This is a genomic window from Streptomyces himastatinicus ATCC 53653 (assembly GCF_000158915.1).
In the GTDB taxonomy this organism is placed as follows: domain Bacteria; phylum Actinomycetota; class Actinomycetes; order Streptomycetales; family Streptomycetaceae; genus Streptomyces; species Streptomyces himastatinicus.
On the sequence record NZ_GG657754.1, the window covers coordinates 3,971,831 to 3,991,834 of the forward strand.

The window sequence follows — 20,004 nt, forward strand, 5'->3', positions numbered from 1 at the left end:
CGGATGCCGCCACCCGTCCCCACGCCGTCCCGCACGCTCACCGCACGGCCTCTCGGCTACTTACGGAAACCGATGTCCTGGTAGCGGGGAGTGGCGAAGCCGAACGCTCCGGCGTTGCCCACCGTCTTCCGGACCGCCACCAGCTGCGGCGGCTGGTACAGCGGGATCGATCCGGCAGCCGCCCAGATCCGGGCGTCCGCCCGGCCGACCAGGGCGCGCGAGGCGCCGCCGTCCAGCTCGGTGAGCGCCTCGTCGAAGAGCTGGTCGATCTGGTCCGTACCGACCCGGGTGTAGTTCTGCTCCACCACCAGCGAGCCGTCCGCGGCCGGCTGGGGCTTGGCGTAGATCGGGCGGCCGTCGGTCGCCGGGTAGGCGGAGGCGGGCCAGGAGTAGAGGGCCAGGTCGTACTTGCCGGTGGCGATGTGGTCCTTGAAGAAGGCGTCGCTCTTCACCTTGGTGATCTCGGTGCGGACGCCGATCTCCTCCAGCATCCGGCCGATGCGCTCGCCGACGGCGCGCAGCGAGCCGCCGGAGTCCGACGGGACGACGAAGCGCAGCACCAGCGGCCGTCCCTTCTTCTGCACGGCGGCCGGGCGGGAGCGCCCGGACCGCTCGTCCGTCTTGCCGTCGATGGACTTCTGGCGGGCGGACGAGCCGCCGGGGCGCCAGCCCGCGTCGGCGAGCAGGGACTGCGCGGCCTGGGTGTCGGGGCCGCCCAGGGCGCCGCTGTGGTCCTTGTAGCCCTTCTGCTCGGACATCAGCAGATGGTTGCCCAGCGGATCCGTGGGCAGCCCGAACGGCTTCAGCACGAGCTTGGCGAGCGCCTGCCGGTCGATCGCGCGGGCCACCGCGCGGCGCACCCGCTCATCCGCGAGCGGGCCCTTGGCGCCGTTGATGGCGAGCTGGGTGTACGCGGGGTCCAGCGCCGTGCGCAGCGCGAACCGCCGCAGGGCCACGGCCTCGGACCGCTCGGCCCCCTGCGCCTTCCCGGCCTCCGCCTTCTCGGAGTCCGCCTTCTCGGCCTCCGCCCGGGCCCGCGTGGCGTCCGCGGCGTCCTGCGCGTGGGTCTCCAGCTTGGGCGCGCCCGCCTTGCCGGAGGGGTGCAGCTTGGCCCCGGCGGCCCGCTTCCCGGCGGGCTCGGCGGCCTGGATGCGGCGTGCCGTCGACCGGTCGACCTCGGCCATGTCGAGGGTCCCGTCGACCAGGGCGGCGGCCCGCTTCCGGGCCGGGACGGCCTCGAAGACCAGCCGGTTCAGCCGCGCCCGGTCGCCCCACCACTTGGGGTTCCGTACGAGGGTGACGGAGGTGTCCTTCACCGCGCGGACCATGAAGGGGCCTGAGGTGACGGCGAGCCCCTTGCGGGCCCCGGCGTTGAAGACGGCCGGGTTGCTCATCATGCTCTTCGGGTACAGCGGCGTGAACAGCGACCGCCAGTCGGTGTACGGCTTGGCGAAGGTTACCTTGACCTCGTGGTCCTTCTCCCCCGGCTGGATCCTGGCGATGCGGTCGTACCCGGCGTTGCGCGCGGTCCAGTAGGCGTTCTCCGTACCCCGCAGGGCCTTCCACTGGGCGGAGAAGTCCTCCGCGCCGAGCGGGCGGCCGTCGCTCCACACCGCCTTGGGGTTGAGCTTGTAGACCACGACCTGCTTGGGCTCGCGCGAGACCACCTCGGCGGACTCCAGATAGTCGCCGTTGCGCTGCGGGCGGCCACGGGCGTCGAGGGTGTGGAGCGCGGGCAGCACCGCCCCGGCGATCCGCTCGGTGCCCGTGTCGGCGGAGGTCTGGAAGGCGTTGAAGGTCGCGGGCCGGGCGTCCAGCGCCCAGCGCAGCGTGCCGCCGGGAGCGGTCTGCGCACGGGAGGCCGGGGCGATGTCCCGGGCCGCGGGCGACGGCGGGCCGTCGTCGTCGCCTGAGCTGCACCCGGTGAGGGCGGGCAGTGGCAGCAGCACTCCCGCGGCGAGCAGCACGGCGCAGCGTCGCTTGTCGATGGACATGGCTCGTGACCTCCGGGGTGTGCCGATATTAAGCGCATTTCGCACATTTTGACGCCTGTCGCATATACTCCTTACTCAAAGCGACGGATCATGAGACAGCACCTCGGGACGGCCATGGAGGGGACAGGATCACCCGACCGGATCAGTGCGACCGGCGCGCACCCCGGCGCACGGCGGCGTGATCACGCCGGTGACTCCGCCAATCGCGGCAGATCCCTTCCCAACCAGGACTGTGACGCGTAACACTCGCTGTCGCATGAGCGCCGCCAACCGCAACCGCGGAAGTGAGGGCAAGTCATGTCCTTGAACGACGACTTGACGGCCGTCCAACGCTGTCTCGACGAGCTGGTCCGTTCCGTCACCCGGCTGGAAGACCGGGTCGGCGCCGGCGGGCTGGAGATACGACGGGTCCGCACCGATGCGGACCACCTGCGCGAAAGTCTCGCCCTGCTGCGCGATACGGCCCCCGGCGCGGAGCGGCCGCGCCCCGAGATGGTCCCGGTCCCCGACGCCCCGTACAACAGCGCGCTGTGGTCGGACGTCGACGACGAGGGTCTCGGCGCGCGCGACCGTCACGCTCCTTAAGAGGGGTCGCCCGGCGCGTGACCCGGTCCCGACGGGTTCGCGCCCGACCGTCCCCCACACCACTCCACAGCGGAGTTTTCCTTGGCCACTGGCACCGACCCCCAAGCCGCCACGCCCTCCGAACGGGAAGCGGCCACGAGTGGCGTGCGCAGCCCGTCGCGCGCCGCCATCCCCGCCCGCCATCTGCGGACCGACCGCTGGTGGCTGGCGCCCGCGGTCACCGCCGCCGGGCTGTTCGCGTTCATCGTCTACTCGACGTGGCGGGCCTTCGCAGGCGACAACTACTACGCCGAGCCGTACGTCTCCCCGTTCTACTCGCCGTGCGTCGCCCAGAACTGCGTCCCCATGAAGGACGGCGCAAACTGGGAGATCTTCGGCGCGTGGTGGGGCCTGTCCCCCGCCCTGCTGATCCTGATCTTCCCGCTCGGCTTCCGGCTGACCTGCTACTACTACCGCAAGGCGTATTACCGGGGCTTCTGGGCCTCACCACCGGCCTGCGCGGTCGCCGAGCCGCGCGCCAACTACACCGGCGAGACCCGCTTCCCGCTCATCCTCCAGAACATCCACCGCTACTTCTTCTACTTCGCGGTGATCGTCGCGGGGATCCTCACCTATGACACCGTGCTCGCCTTCAGGGACGAGCACGGCCGGTGGGGTCATATGGGTCTCGGCACCCTGGTGCTGCTCGCCAACATCGCGCTGATCTGGGCGTACACCCTCTCCTGCCACTCCTGCCGGCATATCGTCGGCGGCCGGCTCAAGCACTTCTCCCGGCACCCGGTGCGCTACCGGCTCTGGGGCTGGGTCAGCTCGCTCAACGCGCGCCATATGCAGCTGGCCTGGGCGTCGCTGATCAGTGTCGCCGTCGCCGACTTCTATGTGTTCCTGCTGGCGAGCGGCGCCTTCGACGACCCCCGGTTCTTCTAGGAGAGGTGCCTTCAACGATGACGCAAGTCGAACGTCAGGCCTGGGACGTGGTCGTGATCGGCGCGGGCGGCGCCGGGCTGCGGGCCGCGATCGAGGCACGCGAGGCGGGCATGCGCTGCGCCGTCATCTGCAAGTCGCTGTTCGGCAAGGCCCATACGGTGATGGCCGAGGGCGGCATCGCCGCCAGCATGGGCAATGTCAACGAGGGCGACAACTGGCAGGTGCACTTCCGCGACACCATGCGCGGAGGCAAGTTCCTCAACCACTGGCGGATGGCCGAGCTGCACGCCCAGGAGGCCCCGGACCGGGTCTGGGAGCTGGAGACCTGGGGCGCGCTCTTCGACCGCACCCCGGACGGCAGGATCTCCCAGCGGAACTTCGGCGGCCATGAGTATCCGCGGCTCGCCCACGTAGGCGACCGCACAGGGCTGGAGCTGATCCGCACCCTCCAGCAGAAGATCGTCTCCCTCCAGCAGGAGGACCACGCCGAGACCGGCGACTACGAGGCCCGGCTCAAGGTCTTCCAGGAGTGCACGGTCACCCGCATCGTCAAGGACGCGGCGGGCGAGAAGGTCGCCGGGGTCTTCGGCTACGAACGGGAGTCCGGCCGCTTCTTCGCGATCGAGGCCCCGGCCGTGGTGCTGGCCACCGGCGGCATCGGCAAGTCCTTCAAGGTGACCTCCAACAGCTGGGAGTACACCGGCGACGGCCACGCACTGGCCCTCCTCGCCGGGGCCCCGCTGATCAACATGGAGTTCGTGCAGTTCCACCCGACCGGCATGGTCTGGCCGCCCTCGGTCAAGGGGATCCTCGTCACCGAGTCGGTGCGCGGGGACGGCGGGGTGCTGCGCAACAGCGAGGGCAAGCGGTTCATGTTCGACTACATTCCGGACGTCTTCAAGGAGAAGTACGCCCAGTCCGAGGACGAGGGCGACCGCTGGTACGAGGACCCGGACCACAACCGCCGCCCGCCCGAGCTGCTCCCCCGCGACGAGGTGGCCCGCGCCATCAACTCCGAGGTCAAGGCGGGCCGCGGCTCCCCGCACGGCGGCGTCTTCCTCGACGTCTCCACCCGGATGCCCGCCGAGGTGATCAAGCGGCGGCTGCCGTCCATGCACCACCAGTTCAAGGAGCTGGCCGACGTCGACATCACGGCCGAGCCCATGGAGGTCGGCCCCACCTGCCACTACGTGATGGGCGGGGTGGACGTCGACCCGGACACCGCGGCCGCGAGCGGCGTCCCCGGCCTCTTCGCCGCGGGCGAGGTCGCGGGCGGTATGCACGGCTCCAACCGGCTCGGCGGCAACTCCCTCTCCGACCTGCTGGTCTTCGGCCGCCGTGCCGGGCTCCACGCGGCCCGGTACGCACAGGAGGCCGCCGCGTCCGGCACCCGACCGGTGCCCGACGACGCCCAGCTGGACCTGGCGGCGGCCGAGGCGCTGCGGCCGTTCAGCGCCGAGGACGGCGAGCTGCCGTCCGCCGTATCCGCGGGCTCCGCGGCCGAGCAGCCGGCCGGCCCCGCCGAGAATCCGTACACGCTGCACCAGGAACTCCAGCAGACCATGAACGACCTGGTGGGCATCATCCGGCGGGCCGGTGAGATGGAGGACGCGCTGCACCGGCTGGCGGCGCTGCGGGTCCGGGCGCGGCGGGCCGGGGTCGAGGGCCACCGGCAGTTCAACCCCGGCTGGCACCTGGCCATCGACCTGCGCAACATGCTGCTGGTCAGCGAGTGCGTGGCGCGCGCCGCCCTGGAGCGCACCGAGAGCCGTGGCGGGCACACCCGCGACGACTGTCCCGAGATGGACCGCGAATGGCGCCGGGTCAACCTGGTCTGCCGCCTCTCCGACCCGTCGGCCGGTCTCGCCGCGCCGACGGATCCCGGGCGCGGGCAGATCCGGCTGGAGCGGCGCGAGACGCCGCCCATCCGGCCCGATCTGCTGAACCTGTTCGAAAAGGACGAGCTGGTGAAGTACCTGACGGACGAGGAGCTGACCCAGTGAGCGCGTACGAGGCCCACTTCCGGGTGTGGCGGGGCGATGTGGACGGCGGCGGTCTGCGGGACTTCCGCGTCGAGGTCAATGAGGGCGAAGTCGTTTTGGACATCGTCCACCGCCTCCAGGCGACCCAGGCACCGGACCTGGCGGTCCGCTGGAACTGCAAGGCGGGCAAATGCGGCTCGTGCAGCGCCGAGATCAACGGACAGCCGAGGCTGCTGTGCATGACGCGGATGTCGGTTTTCAGCCGCGACGAGACGATCACGCTGACGCCACTGCGCGCCTTCCCGGTCGTCCGTGACCTGGTCACGGACGTCTCCTTCAACTACACCAAGGCCCGGGAGGTGCCGTCCTTCGTCCCGCCGGAGGGCCTGGGCCCGGGTGAGTACCGGATGCAGCAGGAGGACGTGGGGCGCTCGCAGGAGTTCCGCAAGTGCATCGAGTGCTTCCTGTGCCAGGACACCTGTCACGTCCTGCGCGACTTCGAGCAGAACAAGGAGGCGTTCGCGGGCCCGCGCTTCCTGATGCGGGTGTCCGAGCTGGACATGCATCCGCTGGACGCGGCGGGCGAGGCCGGGATCGACCGCAAGCGGGCCGCCCAGGACGAGCACGGTCTCGGGTACTGCAACATCACCAAGTGCTGCACGGAGGTCTGCCCCGAGGGGATCAAGATCACCGACAACGCCCTGATCCCGCTCAAGGAGCGGGCCGTGGACCGCAAGTACGACCCCCTGGTCTGGCTGGGCAACAAGATCCGCCGCCGGGAGGGGTGAGGCGTGGCACGTGGGTCCGCCGATGGCGAGTGAGCCGAAGGGGCGCGCCGGTGTCGAAAGGGAGAGCGCGCGGAGGTCCCGAGGAACGAGGGACCGAGCACGGTCGACCGTCGACACCGGCTGAGGCGCCCCGGAGGCGAACCGAGCCCTGAAAAAGGGGCGGGCCCACGTCACGTCACCACAGGCTGAGCAGCGCTTCCACCGAGTCCGGGCCCGAGGACTCGCCGTCCGGGAGGGCCAGCTCGAACCAGACCGTCTTGCCGTGCGGGGTGCGGCGGCTGCCCCAGCCCGCGCTGAGGAGGCCGACCAGCTGGAGCCCGCGGCCGCCCTCGTCGGTGTCGCGGGCGCGCCGCCGCCGCGGCTGGACCAGGTTGCCGTCCCAGACCTCGCACACCAGCGTCCGGTCCAGCAGCAGCCGTAGCCGTATCTCGCCCTCGCCGTACCGCAGCGCGTTGGTCACCAGCTCGCTGACCAGCAGCTCGGTGGTGTCGACCAGGCCCTCCATGCCCCAGGACTCCAGCTGCTCACGGGCGAGCTCCCGGGCCCGCCCGACCGACTGCGGGTCACTCGGCAGCTGCCAGTCGCCGACCGACCCGCTCGGCAGGCCCTGCACCCGGGCCATGAGCAGGGCGATGTCGTCCTCGCCGTGGTGGGTGTCGAGGCTGCTGAGGACGTGGTCACAGATGTCCTCCAGCGAACTGTCGGGGCGGTCGGCGCCCTCGTCGGTGGACAGCGCGGTACGGAGGTCCTGGAGCCCCTCGTCCAGGGCGTGGTCGCGGGATTCGACGAGGCCGTCGGTGTAGAGGGCCAGCAGCGCACCGTCCGGCAGCTCGACCTCGGTCTCCTCGAAGGGCTCGCCGCCGACCCCGAGCGGCATACCCGGCGGCACCTCCATCAGCAGCGCGCCCTCCCCCGGTTCGACCAGGGCGGGCGGCAGATGGCCCGCGTTGGCGAAGGTGCAGCGCCGGGTGACCGGGTCGTAGACGGCGTAGACGCAGGTGGCGAGGTAGACCTCGGACAGGTCGGAGGAGGCGTCGGCGGACCGTCCCGCGGCCCGTCCGGCGGTCGAGCCGCCGGGCGCGCCCAGCCCCCGGGCGATCTCGTCCAGCGCGGACAGCACCTCGGCGGGCTCCAGGTCCAGCAGGGCCAGGGTGCGGACGGCGGTGCGCAGCTCGCCCATCGCGACGGCGGCCCGCAGGCCGCGCCCCATCACATCGCCGACCACCAGCGCGGTGCGGTGCCCGGGGAGTTCGATGACGTCGAACCAGTCGCCGCCCACCTCGGTGGCCGCGTTGCCCGGCAGATAGCGGCAGGCGATGTCGAGCCCGGCGGCCTCCGGGTCGCCGGGCGGGAGCAGGCTGCGCTGGAGGATCAGCGCGCGCTCGTGTTCTCTGCGGTAGAGCCGGGCGTTGTCGATGGAGACGGCGGCGCGGGCGGCCAGTTCGACGGCGAGCGCCCGGTCCCGTTCGCCGAAGGGTTCGCTGCCCTTCGTACGGGAGAACTGGGCGAGGCCGACGACGGTGTCGCGCGCGACCATCGGCACCAGGAGCGTGGACTGGAGCATGGCGCCGAGTTCCATGCCCTCGCCGCTGTCGCGGCCGGTGACGACCCGGACCTGGGCGGTGCGCAGGGCGTGGGCGCACAGCGAGTGGAAGGGGTAGCGGTGCACCTCGCCGACGTCGATGGGCTTGGGCAGCTCGCCCTGGCCGCTGTCGTCGGTGCGGTAGATGTCGCCGAAGGCGACGGGGCCGTCCGAGACGGCGCTGGCGAAGGCGACGCGGCGCAGCTCAGCGCTGCCGTCGGCGAGCCCGGGCGGGGTCTCGTCGCCGGACAGCAGCCCCTGGTAGAGGTCGACGGAGGCCAGGTCGCAGAACTGCGGGACGGCCACGTCCAGGAGTTCGCGGGCGGTGGTCTCCAGGTCCAGCGAGGTGCCTATTCGGGCCCCGGCCTCGTTCAGCAGCGCCAGGTTGCGGCGTACGCCCGCGGCCTCCTGCTCGGCGCGGCGGCGCCCTGTGACGTCGGTGGCGAGCCCGGCGATGCCGATGGGGCGGCCCGATCCGCTGTGCAGCCGGTACAGCGACACCGACCAGCGGCGGCGGTCATGGCTGCCGGGGACCGGGCCCATGATCGGCATGTCCGTCAGGGAGCTTCCGCTGTCCAGGACTTGGCGCAGCGCGGCGGCGAGCCGGTCGGCCTCGCCCCGAGGCAGCAGATCGTGCGCGGTGGCGCCGCGGTACTCCTCGACGGGGCGGCCGAAAACCGTCGCAAAGCGCTCGTTGACGCGGAGCATGCGCAAATCTGTACCGAAGAGAAAGAAACCAAGCGGAGATTGACCGAAAACGGCCTGTGAGGCGGCAAGATCGGTTTCCAGCCCGCGCAACGCGCCGACATCGACGGCGATACAGAGCGCGGTGCGCTCCCCGTCCTCGTCCTGGCTCGGCATCACATAGACCTCGGCGATGCTGACCCCGCCGGGCGCCTGGGGGCTGCGGTAGGGAACCAGGCCGGTCCACTCCCGGCCGTCCAGGATGTCGGCGACCTTGCGGCGGCCGGTCTCCCGCAGCTCAGCCGGTACGAAGGCGTCCACCGGGTCCTTGCCGACGGCCTGGGCCGCCGTCAGTCCCAGTAGCTCGGCGGCGCGTTCGCTCCACTGCGCGATACGGCCGTCGGACCCGAGCGAGAAGGAGGCGATACGGATGTAGTCATAGATCGATCCGGGCGGACTGCTCTGCCACACATCGGACATCGCGCCCAGCATCGACCCCGGCACCGACGCTGACGCCGATCCGGACGCCGGTCCGGGCATTGATGACATTTGCGACACCGGCGACACCTGCGAACCGACCGTCTCCTCGGGGATATCCGCCCCCGCTGGCTTCTCGCTCATGCGCCCGTCCCCTCCGGCTCAGGTGCTCCGACCGGCTACAGATAGCCGAGTATCCAGCACCACGGCCATCCGGAGTACGGTCTTCACGATCACAGCACTATCTCAGCCCGCAATCCGTTTCCGTCCCGGCTTTTGATGAAGCGCTCAAGATCAGCGCTCCCCCTCACTCCTAACCAGGCAGCGGCAGCTCGAACCACACCGTTTTTCCGGCCCGCCCGTGGCGGGTGCCCCAGCGCAGCGCGGCCCGGGCGATCAGCTCCAGCCCCCGGCCGCTCTCGTCCTCCGGGGAGGCCGTACGCGCGTGCGGCGGGTCGTCCAGCGGGTCGGACACCTCGACCATCAGCACGGAACGCGGCACGCCGGTTTCGCGACGGGCGTACATGCGCAGCCCGATCGGGCCGCTCGCGTACCGCAGGGCGTTGGTGACCAGTTCGCTCACCAGCAGCGCCGTCACATCGCCCAGCGCCGACAGCCCCCAGTCGTCCAGCGCCTGCCGGACCAGCCAGCGGGCGGCGCGCACGGAGCCCGGCTCGGCGGGGAAGACCCACTCGACGAAACCGGGGGTGGGCCCGGCGGCCGTCCCTGCGCTCTCACTCACGCCGATCACTTCCCAGCCGCTACCAGCCGCCGCACCGCCCTGCCGAAATGGAGGGATTCAGACGGTTCAGAGGGGTTAATCAGCACATACCCGAATTCCGGGCCCGGTACCGCGCCGGGCCGTCCCGGCAGGGCCGAATGAGCTCACAGGGGATCAGCGGGCGCGCGGACGGGGGTGTTCCGCGGCGCGCGGACGGGGGTGTTCCGCGGCGCGCAGCCGCCGGACCGCCTCCGCCACCGCGGGCCGGTCCTCATCCAGCCAGTCGACCTCGTCCACCCGGTCGGGGGTCAGCCAGCGCAGCTCGTCGTGGTCCTCCAGCGGACGCGGCTCGCCGGAGCGCAGCGCGGCGGTCCACACCCGCAGGACATAGCCGGGCTTCAGCGGCCACTCGCCGGGCAGCGGCTCCAGCGGCTCGACCTCGACGCCCAGCTCCTCGCGCAGCTCCCGCACCAGGGCCTGCCGCGGGGTCTCACCGGGCTCGGCCTTGCCGCCGGGCAGCTCCCAGCGACCGGCCAGCTCGGGCGGGGCGCTGCGCCGCGCGGCCAGCAGCCGCCCCTGGTCGAACACCGCTCCGCCCACCACCACGCGCACCGTCATGCCCGCACTCTAGGCCGTACGCACAGAGCCCGGCGGGCCGGATTCTCCCGCCCGGACGAACGGGAGACTCCGGCCCGCCGGCAGCAAGGCCATGTACAGGTGGTACGGACGGCACCTCGGACCGACGGCGTCAGCCTGCCTGTCCGGTCGCGGCGGTCCGCTCGACGACGTAGAGCTGCTCCTGCCCCTGGTCGTCCAGTCGGTCGGCGACCTCCTGGGCCTCCGTCCGCGTGGCGTAGCGGCCGACGCGATAGCGGTTGCCGTTGCCGTCCTGGCGGATGACGAGGCCATGGGCAGCACAGCGTTGCCGTCACTCATCTCTCCGCCCCCTCCGTTGTGGCGCACCCGGGCACGCGTCTGGGCGACACCGTTAAGGAAATCCCGTTCCGCATATGCCCGAGCCTACGCCCTACCTTCACGCAGCGGATACGTGTTCTTACAACGAGGCACGCATCCGGCCACGCGCTCAGGACCGCGTGGAGACCGTCTCCCGGTCCGCCTCGCCGGTCAGCTCCTCGGCCGTGGTGTCGGCCAGCTCGCGCTCGGCCTCCAGCAGCGTGGGATTGCGCCATGCACTGCGCACGCCCCAGACGTAGAAGCCGAGGGCGATCAGGGTGACGACCAGGATGTCCCAGCCCTCGGGCAGATAGCCGCGGCCGCCGAACTCCTTGCCGCCGGCCCACGACACCCCGGCCATGACCAACAGGTACGTCACCATCCAGGCGCCCGCCGCCAGATGCGGCTTCAGTTCGGCCCACGGCTTGCGCAGCTCGTACCAGGCCCAGATCGGCAGGCCGATCGCCATGATGAAGATGACCTTGCCGGTGAGCGGCCAGCGGGCCCAGTAGAGGACGAGCGAGCCGAAGACCATCGCGATCGGCGCGATGACGGGCATCGCGCGCAGCTTCACCGGGCGCGGCAGGTCCGGGGAGAGCCGCCGCAGCGACATCACGGCGACCGGTCCGGTGATGTACGAGATGACGGTCGCCACCGAGACGATCTCGGCCAGCGAGCCCCAGCCGCGGAAGACCGCGAGGAACGCGAACGCGATCACCAGGTTGAGCACCAGCGCCGGGCGCGGAATGCCGGTCTTCGGGTCGACCTTGCCGAAGACGCCGGGCAGGTGGCCGTTCTCCTGGACGCCCTGGACCATGCGGGAGGTGGTGGCCGCGTAGATCATGCCGGTGCCGGACGGGGAGACGAAGGCGTCCGCGTACAGCAGCAGCGCCAGCCAGTTCAGCCCCCAGGCGAGGGAGAGGTCGGCGAGCGGGGAGTCGTACGAGAGCTTCGCCCAGCCGCCGTGCGCGAGGTCGGCCGCCGGGACGGCGGTCAGGAACGCGACCTGGAGGGCCACGTAGATCACCAGCGCGATGAGGATGGAGCTGATGACGGCCTTGGGCAGCGACTTGCCCGGGTTGCGGGCCTCGCCCGCCATGTTCAGCGGCGACTGGAAGCCGTTGTACGCCCAGACGATGCCGGAGACGGCGACGGCAGTGAACACCGAGTTCCAGCCGTTCGGCGTGAAGCCGCCGTTGCCGGTGACGTTGCCGGTGTCGAAGTGCGCCATCAGCAGGGCGCCCGCGGTCAGGGCCGGGACGACGAGCTTGAAGACGGTGATCGCCGTGTTGGTCTTCGCGAAGAGGGTGATCGCGAACCAGTTGAGGAAGAAGTAGAAGACCAGCAGCACGGACGCGAGCGCGACACCGCCGCCGGTCAGCTCCTTCCCGTCGTACAGCTCCTTGGCCCAGCCGAAGTCCCAGGAGCTCATGTACTGGACGGACGCGGTCGCCTCACCGGGGATCACGGAGACGATCGCGATCCAGTTGGCCCAGGCCGCCAGATACCCGGCCAGCGAGCCGTGCGAGTACTGGCCGTACCGCACCATGCCGCCGGCCTTGGGGAACATCGAACCGAGTTCGGAGTACGTCAGGGCGATGGTCAGGGCGACCGCCGCGCCGATCACCCAGGCAAAGATGGCCGCCGGTCCCGCCAGCGCCGCGGCCCTCGCGGCGCCGAACAGCCAGCCGGAACCGATGATCGAACCGAGGCCCACCGCGGTGAGGGCCACCGTGCCGAGTGACCGTTTGTAATGCGAGTGGGAACCCTGCTCCGTCGTCAACGCCCCTCACGCTCCTTTCGCCCCCCAGACCTGATGCAAACCGCGCCATCGTACAAGCGAAATAAGGGTGCGCTTTACGGGCTTGAGGACGATCTGAGCTATCGGACATCGCGTGTGATCTATGCAACACGTTTATCGGTCTCGTACGAAGGTGCTGGCCAGGCGGTACGGATCGGCACTGGCCGCGGCACCCTCACCGGCGCCGCCATTTCGCTCGGATATCGCCGAATGCGTTCAATTCGACAAGTCGAGGGCATGGATTCCAAGGCATGGGTTTTGAATAGCGAAGCACGGGGAACAAGGGCCGCCCACGAACCAACAAGCTCAAATGCAGCTCAAGTTGGCCGTGGGCGGGAGAAAGACCAGCCGAATAAATTACCGGCCTTTTACCCGTCGCTCGCTCGGACGGTCGGCACCGCCAGGAGCACCGGCGTCGCGCCGTTCGGCCCCTTGCGGCAGGCGTCGCCGCACTCGGCGTCCAGCGAGCAGCACAGCGAGCACACCGCCCCGGCCCGCACCGGGCAGTCGGCGATGTCCGGCAGCTCGTACGCCGTCTCGCACTCCGCGCAGGTGTGGACGGCGGTGATGTCCGGCACCTCCACCCCCGGTCCGTTGACCGGGTTCGGCCGGGCCAGGTAGTAGCGCCCCCGGGTGAGCCAGGCCAGCAGCGGGCTGAGCACCAGCGCCAGACCGCAGGCGATGAAGGTGGAGAACGCCTCGGGCACCTCGCCGAACACCCCGAAGAAGGCGATGATCGAAACCGTCGAGGCGATCACCATCGCGCCGAACCCCGCCGGGTTCACCGCGTACAGGTACGCGCGCTTGAACTCGATGTACTTCGGGCTCAGCCCCAGCGGCTTGTTGATCACCAGATCGGCGGTGACCGCCGCGATCCAGGCGATGCCGACGTTGGAGTAGAAGCCCAGCAGCTTGTTGAGGGCCGCGAACATGTTCATCTCCATCAGCGTCAGCGCGATGGCGAGGTTGAGGAAGATGTACCAGACCCGGCCGGGGTGACGATGGGTCACCCGGGAGAAGAAGTTGGACCAGGACAGCGAGCCGCTGTAGGCGTTGGTCACGTTGATCTTGATCTGGGAGACCACGACGAACAGCGCGGCGGCCGGCAGCGCGACCGACCCGAGCCAGGGCTTCAACGCCTCGATCTGCGGGGCGATCGGCTCCAGGGCGTGGGTCGTGCCGACCGCGCCGAGCGCCACGAAGGCCAGGAACGCGCCGCCGAGCTGCTTGGCGGCGCCGATCACCACCCAGCCGGGCCCGGCGGCCAGCACCGCCAGATTCCAGCGCCGCCGGTTCTGCTCGGTCTTGGCGGGCATGAAGCGCAGATAGTCGGCCTGCTCACCGATCTGGGCGATCAGCGAGAGCGCCACGCCGGTGCCGAGCCCGTACCCGATCCAGTCGAACCCGGAGCCCGCCCCCTCCGTACCGCCGAAGGAGGCGAACGAGGCCCAGGCGTCCGGCCGTTCGAAGGCGAGCACCACGAACGGCAGCACCAGCCCGATCAGCCACAGCGGCTGCGTCCACGCCTGCACCTTGGCGAGGGCGCCCATCCCGCGGAAGACGATGGGGATGACGATCAGAGTGGTGATCAGATACCCGATGGGGAGCGGGATGTGGAGGGCCTGATGCATGGCCTGCGCCATGATCGAGCCCTCCAGCGCGAAGAAGATGAAGGTGAAGCTCGCGTAGATGAGCGAGGTCAGCGTCGATCCGAAGTAGCCGAACCCGGCGCCGCGGGTGATCAGATCCATGTCCAGCCCGTATTTCGCACAGGCGCGCGCGATCGGGATACCGGTCAGGAAGATGATCGTCGCCGCGGTGAGGATCGAGGCGAGACCGCTGGTGAAGCCGTACGTGAAGACGATGGACGCGCCGATCGCGAAGTCGGCGAGATAGGCGATACCGCCGAGCGCCGTCGACGCGACCATGGTCGGCGACCAACGGCGGTACGAGTGCGGCGCGTAGCGCAGCGAATAGTCCTCGCGACTCTCGTCGGCGGCGAGCCGGGCATAACTGCGCCGCGGCGCGCGGGGCCCGGACGCCTTCTGCTGCGTCTGCGTCTGCCCGGGTGTGACCGTGTCCGTCATGGCGGCTTCCCCTGTCGTTCGGCGCGTGAGCGGTACGCCAGAGGAAGCTAGGCCGGTCACATGTCGGCAGCCCGCGAGCGGGCGTTGCCGGTCCGTTACGACGAAGAGCCGGACGTAAACTCGCGGTCACGCGACCGGGGGTCGCTCCACGCCTCACTTCACCGGCAGGTGGTACGCCACCCGGTAGCGCTCGGCCAGGGTCACCACGTCCGCCGTCTCGACGGGCCGCCCGCCCGCGAAGTACGTACGGGAGATCACGAGCACCACATGGCCCGGCACCCCGCCCAGCGCCAGCACCTCCTCGGCGAGGCCCGGGCGCGCCCCGACCTCCTCCGCCACGTTGTCCACCACGACGTCGACGGCCGCCATCCGGTCGACCACCCCGCGCCCGGCCAACGGCCCCTCCTCGGGCAGCATCACGGGCGTGCGGCCGGTGACGGCGAGCGGCTCCCAGGACGTGGAGAGCATCATCGGCTCGCCCGCCGCCCGGAACAGATACCGGGTACGCATGACGCGCTCGCCCGGCTCGACCCGCAGCCGCTCGGCGATCTCCGGGCTCGCCTCCTCCTGCTCGCTCCCGCAGTCCCAGGTGCCGCTGACCCGGTCGTCCCCCTGCTCCTGCCGGAACGGACTGGACTCGCCCCGGGGGTGATAGCCGGTGCGCATCAGACGGCGCGGGACGGGCTGCTCACGCACGTACGTACCCGACCCGGAGCGGCCCTCGACCAGGCCCTCGGCCATGAGCACCTTGCGCGCTTCGAGGGCGACGGTGTCGGAGACCCCGTACTCCTCGCGGATCCGCGCCTGGGAGGGGAGGCGGGCATGCGGTGGCAGATCGCCCGCGACGATCTTCTTCCGGAGGTCGTCGGCGACACGGAGGTATGCGGGCTGGTCACCAAAGGCCACGTGCACTCCCAGTGGTTGACAGTCAGCAACAGCTTGACAACCGTCGGTTGCGGATAGCAACTGACGGCCAAAGCTTCACTAGAAGTGGTGAACTCCAGTTCGGGGACGTTTATATCGACAGGCATCCGGTTCACCCGGTTTGATGGTGATCATGAGCCCGCAGGCCGCCCATCCGAGGAGAACCGTGCCCCAGCGACCCGCACGCCTCCTCCGCGGCGCCCTGCTCCTGGCCCCGCTCCTGCTGCTGAGCACGTCCTGCACCGGACCGTCCCACAAGGCGACCCCGGGCGCGGTGGGCAAGGGTGACCCCCTCTTCCCCCGCCTCGGCAACGGCGGCTACGACGTCGCCCACTACCGCCTCGCCCTCGACTACACGCCCGGCACCCACCGGCTGCGCGGCACCGCCCGGATCACCGCCCGCGCCACCCGCGCCCTCAGCTCCTTCCACCTCGACCTGGCCGGACTGCACGTCCGCGGGACCACCGTGAACGGCCGCCCCGCCCGCGCCACCCGCGACGGCACCGAGCTGATCCTCACCCCCGCCACCGCCCTCCCCGAGGGCCGCACCTTCACGACGACCGTCGTCTACGACGGCAAGCCGAAGACCCTCAAGGACCCCGACGGCTCCCGCGAGGGCTGGCTCCGGACCGCCGACGGCGCCGTAGGGCTCGGCGAGCCGACCGGCTCCATGACCTGGTTCCCCGGCAACAACCACCCCTCCGACAAGGCCACGTACGACATCACCGTCACCGTCCCGCGGGGCTACGCGGCCGTCTCCAACGGCGAACTCACCCGCCGCGACACCCGCCACGGCCGCACCACCCACCACTGGCGCACCCGCGACCCCATGGCCACGTACCTGGCCACCGTCGCGATCGGCCGCTTCGACATCCACTCCACCACCGCCCACGGCCTCCCCCAGTACGTCGCCGTCGACCCCGACGAGGCCGATGCCTCCCGCGACGTCCCCGACCGGATCGCCAAGATCACCGCATGGGAACGCCGCACCTTCGGCCCCTACCCCTTCGCCTCCACCGGCGCCATCGTCGACCGCCTCCCCGACCTCGGCTACGCCCTGGAAACCCAGACCAAGCCCTACTTCGCCGCCGCCCCCGACGAGCTGCTGATCGTCCACGAACTCGCCCACCAGTGGTTCGGCAACTCGGTCACCCCGCGCACCTGGAAGGACATGTGGCTCAACGAGGGCTTCGCCACCTACACCGAATGGCTCTGGACCGAACAGCACCACGGCCGCTCCGCCCAGCAGACCTTCGACGCCTTCTACGACGGCACGGACGACGAGAGCAAGGGCATCTGGTCCTTCCCACCCGCCGCCCCGCCCTCCCCCGGCCACGTCTCCGACCCACCCGTCTACGGCCGCGGCGCGATGGCCCTCCACCAACTCCGCCGCTCGGTCGGCGACCCCGCCTTCTTCCGCATCCTCCGCACCTGGCTGCGGGACCACCGCCACGGCAACGCCGACACGCGCCAGTTCATCGCCCTGTCCGAGCGCCTCTCCGGCAAGGACCTGGACAAGCTCTTCGACACCTGGCTGTACACCAAGGCCAAGCCGAAGCGATGACGCCCGTCAGCTGGCGTCCTTCTCGATCGCCTCGAAGATGTCCGCGTCCGTCTCCCGCTGCCAGCCGGGGAGATCGGGCCAGTCGGCGACATACCCGGGCTTGGGGTCCTCGAAGTGCCGGTACATCTGCGCGGTCCAGCACGTAGCGACGAACCGCCCCTTCTGCTCCCGCGTAAGGCGCACCGCGTGCCCCTCGCTCACCTCAAGAAACTGCCGCACCTGCGCATACACCGCCCCGGCAGCGGCCCGCTCCCACTCCGGGGTGTCCTCCCAGGGCGTCACATAGCCGGGCTTGGGCTCCCCGGGAAAGTGCCGCCGCACCCCCGCGATCCAAGCCTCCCGAAACAGCCGCGCACCCTCGGTCTGCGACATCCCTGCCCCTTTCATCAGTTGGCATTCAATGCCTTGATTTCAGCGTCCACCTCGGCAACGCGCACATCGCGGGCGAGAGGGCCGAAGCCCGTACGCAGATCCTGGAGCCTACGAGCGACATAACCGGAGGAAGATTCCCGCGCCAGGTGAAGCGCCTCGCGGGCGTAATCGACGATCTGCTCCGGATCCCTGCGCTTGACGCCGATGGAGGCCAGGTTTGCGAGCACGGCTCCACGTCGCCGTAAGGACTGCCCCTCCGCCAGGGCGCCCTTTTCGAGGGCCCCCTGGAGAACCTGCTCAGCAAGATCGAGCCGGTCGAGCTGCACATACCGAGCACCCCGCTCCTCCGCGAGTCGGGAGCCGTCAAAACGCAGCCAACCCCCGCTCTGCGCCGGTCCGGTCAAGTGCATGACGTTCTCGGCCCGCTCAAGGGCACGTTCGCACCCGGACAGGTCGCCGAGCCCCGCGAACGCCTCGGCTTGTACGGCAGCGACCCAATGCCGGGTCGACAGGGCACTGTCCCCTCGTCGGGCAACGCGCTCAGCGACCGACAAGATGCCAGCGGCCTCCTGGTATCGATGCTCGTACACGTCGACGTAGGCATGCCGGACGAGTGCGCAAGCCCAGAGATCGAACGCCCCCGCCTCTTTACTGGCTGACGCGGCGAGCGTGTACGAAGCCGCTGCGTCGGTATACCGGTTGCCGTCGAAGGCCAGCTCGCCCGCAAGCTGGAAGAGGTCCGCCGCAGCGCCGCACAAGGCCTGCCCCTCCTTGTCCGAGCGCCCGTCCAGCGCCTTGGCGAGGGCAGCGAGCTGATCGGAGACGATGGGGTAGACGGCCCCTTTGGCGCGTGCGAGCTGATACACCTGCCACAAGTGACTGTTCATGCGGATGAAGTCGTCGGAACCTCGACGGTGCACCCCTTCCGAGAGGGCCTCCGACTCCTCGGTCCTCAGACCGGTCAGTGCCCCGGCAACAGCAAGTGCGCGTAGGAACTCGCGTCGAATCATGTCGTCGGTATCCCCCGAGCCGTGGTGGTCGACTGAAGACGACACTACGGGCTCCTGGAATGTGGCTTGGGGTTTGGTAACCAAGGCGTCCAGTTCGGCAAGGTCGAGTTGGAGCGCTGCTGCGTACTGCGGACGCAGCTGAGGCTGGATCTCAGTTCTTCCGCTCTCCCAACGGCTGATCGTTGTGCGGTCGACACCGACGACGTGAGCGAGCCCCTCCTGGCTGTACCCCAGCGATTTCCGCCGTTCAGCTAACCCCATGGGGCTCCCCTTCCCCGCTCTGCGGACCGGCACTCGAGGTGTGCACACCCTGCACGCTTCTGCGTCACCTCTGCCGCATGGATGCCGTGGAGCGCATCCGCTCGGAGCGGTTCCCTTGACGTTGTCAGCATCAAGAACCGGCGCGAGCCATCACAGGATGCGGCCGTGATGGCGATTCGCCAGCCATCGGCCGGACGACAGAGCCGCCGGGCTGGCGGTCCACCGCCCCGGAAGAAAGACCCCGTCCATGACCATGACGAGACCCAACGCCATCAGCACCCACGGCTACAGCGAAACCATGCCGTGCGAGCCGGAGTCCGCGAGCCGCGCTCGCCGACTCGTCCGCGCAGCCCTGAGTACCTGGGACCTCGGCAACCTGATCGAGGACGGGACGCTGATCATCTCCGAACTGGTCGGCAACTCCGTGCGGCACAGCGGATGCCGCCTGCTGCGTGTCAGCGTCCGGCTGCCGGAACGGGACCGCGTACGTCTCGCCGTCACCGACAAATGCCTCCAGCCGCCCACTGCTCTGACGCCGCGCGGCGACGAGGAGACCGGCCGCGGCCTACTGCTCGTCGAAGCAATGGCCGACCGCTGGGACACCGAATACCGCGCCTGGGGCAAGACCGTCTGGGCCGAGCTACGCGCCAAGGCCGACTCCTGATGCCCCCGCTCATCATCCGCCCGACCGTCGTTCCGTTCGTCACCGCGTGGAGCGGCGAACACCTCGGCCCCGAATCCGACCTGACCGTCCAGCTCACGCCCGGGCCGCGACTCGGCTACCAGGCGCCCCGCCCGACCGATCGCGATACCGCAGGGGCCTTATGGGCCCGGATGACCCACTCACCGGGTACAGGCAGGCCGATCTACGACAGCATGCACGTCGCTCGGCAGCGGATCTGTATGTACTCCATGAAATGCCAGATCTGCGGGAACCCAGCGAGCCGCAACAAGGACGGCTGGCTGTTCATCAACTGGCGCAGGCCCTGGGATCCGCCGACCTGGCCGGAGGGCTCCCTGACGGAGCAGCCGCCCCTGTGCGAGCCACATGCCCGCATGTCCGTCGAGCAGTGCCCCCACCTGGCCCGAGGGGACTACGCGGTCCTCAGGGTCCAAACCCCGCGGCTGTGGGGCATCTCCGGGACCAACTATCAGCTCACGACGGGCGGATGGCATGCGCGGGAATCGAACGTCATGGTCCCGTACGGCCACGTCGGCCTCAACGCCGTTCTCGCCTCCCGGATGATCCGCGAGCTGCGCAACGTGACGGTCATCGACCTCGCGAAATGAA

General features: G+C 70.2%; 16 protein-coding genes and 1 pseudogene. 7 read left to right on the forward strand and 10 right to left on the reverse strand.

What is annotated here, in order from left to right; translation table 11 throughout:
• Window positions 1–56: 56 nt before the first annotated feature.
• Entirely contained in the window at window positions 57–1,994 is a 1,938-nt protein-coding gene (locus SSOG_RS16180) for an ABC transporter family substrate-binding protein (RefSeq protein ID WP_039937759.1), read from the reverse strand.
• A 297-nt stretch (window positions 1,995–2,291) separates the two neighbouring features.
• On the opposite strand from SSOG_RS16180, the gene SSOG_RS16185 reads away from it, so the two are divergent.
• The 4 genes from SSOG_RS16185 (at window position 2,292) to SSOG_RS16200 (ending at window position 6,276) form a co-directional block, all read left to right on the forward strand.
• Window positions 2,292–2,579, forward strand: a complete 288-nt coding sequence (locus tag SSOG_RS16185; protein ID WP_009715311.1) for a hypothetical protein — start codon at window positions 2,292–2,294, stop codon at window positions 2,577–2,579.
• Window positions 2,580–2,660: 81 nt separating this feature from the next.
• Window positions 2,661–3,506 carry a hypothetical protein gene (locus SSOG_RS16190; RefSeq protein ID WP_009715312.1) on the forward strand — a complete coding sequence of 282 codons (846 nt, stop codon included), beginning with the start codon at window positions 2,661–2,663 and terminating at the stop codon, window positions 3,504–3,506.
• 17 nt (window positions 3,507–3,523) lie between these two features.
• The gene (locus SSOG_RS16195; RefSeq protein WP_009715313.1) at window positions 3,524–5,509 is read left to right on the forward strand and encodes a fumarate reductase/succinate dehydrogenase flavoprotein subunit; all 1,986 of its coding nucleotides are present in this window, start codon (window positions 3,524–3,526) and stop codon (window positions 5,507–5,509) included.
• On the forward strand, window positions 5,506–6,276 hold the full coding sequence (locus SSOG_RS16200; protein ID WP_009715314.1) for a succinate dehydrogenase/fumarate reductase iron-sulfur subunit: 771 nt from the start codon (window positions 5,506–5,508) through the stop codon (window positions 6,274–6,276). Before SSOG_RS16195 ends, SSOG_RS16200 begins: the two co-directional genes overlap by 4 nt.
• 175 nt (window positions 6,277–6,451) lie before the next feature.
• Here SSOG_RS16200 and SSOG_RS16205 read toward each other — a convergent pair whose 3' ends face one another.
• From SSOG_RS16205 to SSOG_RS16230, 7 genes and pseudogenes are all read right to left on the reverse strand, one after another.
• Complete coding sequence (locus SSOG_RS16205) at window positions 6,452–9,163, reverse strand: SpoIIE family protein phosphatase (protein WP_009715315.1); 2,712 nt, start codon at window positions 9,161–9,163, stop codon at window positions 6,452–6,454.
• Window positions 9,164–9,332: 169 nt separating this feature from the next.
• Window positions 9,333–9,770 carry an ATP-binding protein gene (locus SSOG_RS16210; protein ID WP_009715316.1) on the reverse strand — a complete coding sequence of 146 codons (438 nt, stop codon included), beginning with the start codon at window positions 9,768–9,770 and terminating at the stop codon, window positions 9,333–9,335.
• 144 nt (window positions 9,771–9,914) lie between these two features.
• Window positions 9,915–10,358: a (deoxy)nucleoside triphosphate pyrophosphohydrolase gene (locus SSOG_RS16215; protein WP_039937763.1), complete on the reverse strand. Its 444-nt coding sequence runs from the start codon at window positions 10,356–10,358 to the stop codon at window positions 9,915–9,917.
• Window positions 10,359–10,488: 130 nt separating this feature from the next.
• Window positions 10,489–10,676 (reverse strand): annotated as a pseudogene (locus tag SSOG_RS48500) (SPOR domain-containing protein).
• 148 nt (window positions 10,677–10,824) lie between these two features.
• On the reverse strand, window positions 10,825–12,477 hold the full coding sequence (locus SSOG_RS16220) for an APC family permease (RefSeq protein WP_009715318.1): 1,653 nt from the start codon (window positions 12,475–12,477) through the stop codon (window positions 10,825–10,827).
• A 386-nt stretch (window positions 12,478–12,863) separates the two neighbouring features.
• Window positions 12,864–14,582, reverse strand: a complete 1,719-nt coding sequence (locus SSOG_RS16225) for a purine-cytosine permease family protein (protein ID WP_039937766.1) — start codon at window positions 14,580–14,582, stop codon at window positions 12,864–12,866.
• Between the two features lie 153 nt (window positions 14,583–14,735).
• Window positions 14,736–15,488 carry a GntR family transcriptional regulator gene (locus tag SSOG_RS16230; RefSeq protein ID WP_009715320.1) on the reverse strand — a complete coding sequence of 251 codons (753 nt, stop codon included), beginning with the start codon at window positions 15,486–15,488 and terminating at the stop codon, window positions 14,736–14,738.
• A gap of 151 nt (window positions 15,489–15,639) precedes the next feature.
• On the opposite strand from SSOG_RS16230, the gene SSOG_RS16235 reads away from it, so the two are divergent.
• Window positions 15,640–17,070 (forward strand): M1 family metallopeptidase, encoded by a 1,431-nt coding sequence (locus tag SSOG_RS16235; protein ID WP_009715321.1) that lies wholly within the window; start codon window positions 15,640–15,642, stop codon window positions 17,068–17,070.
• Between the two features lie 6 nt (window positions 17,071–17,076).
• Here the strand turns inward: SSOG_RS16235 and SSOG_RS16240 are convergent, their stop codons facing one another.
• Complete coding sequence (locus SSOG_RS16240) at window positions 17,077–17,442, reverse strand: hypothetical protein (protein ID WP_009715322.1); 366 nt, start codon at window positions 17,440–17,442, stop codon at window positions 17,077–17,079.
• A 14-nt stretch (window positions 17,443–17,456) separates the two neighbouring features.
• Complete coding sequence (locus SSOG_RS16245; protein ID WP_009715323.1) at window positions 17,457–18,713, reverse strand: helix-turn-helix transcriptional regulator; 1,257 nt, start codon at window positions 18,711–18,713, stop codon at window positions 17,457–17,459.
• Between the two features lie 247 nt (window positions 18,714–18,960).
• On the opposite strand from SSOG_RS16245, the gene SSOG_RS16250 reads away from it, so the two are divergent.
• Together SSOG_RS16250 and SSOG_RS16255 are read left to right on the forward strand one after the other, a co-directional pair.
• Entirely contained in the window at window positions 18,961–19,377 is a 417-nt protein-coding gene (locus SSOG_RS16250) for an ATP-binding protein (RefSeq protein ID WP_039937769.1), read from the forward strand.
• Window positions 19,377–20,003, forward strand: a complete 627-nt coding sequence (locus tag SSOG_RS16255; RefSeq protein WP_050799883.1) for a hypothetical protein — start codon at window positions 19,377–19,379, stop codon at window positions 20,001–20,003. The genes SSOG_RS16250 and SSOG_RS16255 overlap by 1 nt, the downstream gene beginning before the upstream one ends.
• Window position 20,004: the final 1 nt, after the last annotated feature.

Excerpts from the sequence above, each read along its gene's own strand:
- SSOG_RS16180 (WP_039937759.1), bottom strand. The coding sequence starts at position 1,994 with ATGTCCATCGACAAGCGACGCTGCGCCGTGCTGCTCGCCGCGGGAGTG.
- SSOG_RS16185 (WP_009715311.1), top strand. The coding sequence starts at position 2,292 with ATGTCCTTGAACGACGACTTGACGGCCGTCCAACGCTGTCTCGACGAG.
- SSOG_RS16195 (WP_009715313.1), top strand. The coding sequence starts at position 3,524 with ATGACGCAAGTCGAACGTCAGGCCTGGGACGTGGTCGTGATCGGCGCG.
- SSOG_RS16205 (WP_009715315.1), bottom strand. The coding sequence starts at position 9,163 with ATGAGCGAGAAGCCAGCGGGGGCGGATATCCCCGAGGAGACGGTCGGT.
- SSOG_RS16215 (WP_039937763.1), bottom strand. The coding sequence starts at position 10,358 with ATGACGGTGCGCGTGGTGGTGGGCGGAGCGGTGTTCGACCAGGGGCGG.
- SSOG_RS16225 (WP_039937766.1), bottom strand. The coding sequence starts at position 14,582 with ATGACGGACACGGTCACACCCGGGCAGACGCAGACGCAGCAGAAGGCG.
- SSOG_RS16235 (WP_009715321.1), top strand. The coding sequence starts at position 15,640 with ATGAGCCCGCAGGCCGCCCATCCGAGGAGAACCGTGCCCCAGCGACCC.
- SSOG_RS16240 (WP_009715322.1), bottom strand. The coding sequence starts at position 17,442 with ATGTCGCAGACCGAGGGTGCGCGGCTGTTTCGGGAGGCTTGGATCGCG.
- SSOG_RS16245 (WP_009715323.1), bottom strand. The coding sequence starts at position 18,713 with ATGGGGTTAGCTGAACGGCGGAAATCGCTGGGGTACAGCCAGGAGGGG.
- SSOG_RS16250 (WP_039937769.1), top strand. The coding sequence starts at position 18,961 with ATGACCATGACGAGACCCAACGCCATCAGCACCCACGGCTACAGCGAA.
- SSOG_RS16255 (WP_050799883.1), top strand. The coding sequence starts at position 19,377 with ATGCCCCCGCTCATCATCCGCCCGACCGTCGTTCCGTTCGTCACCGCG.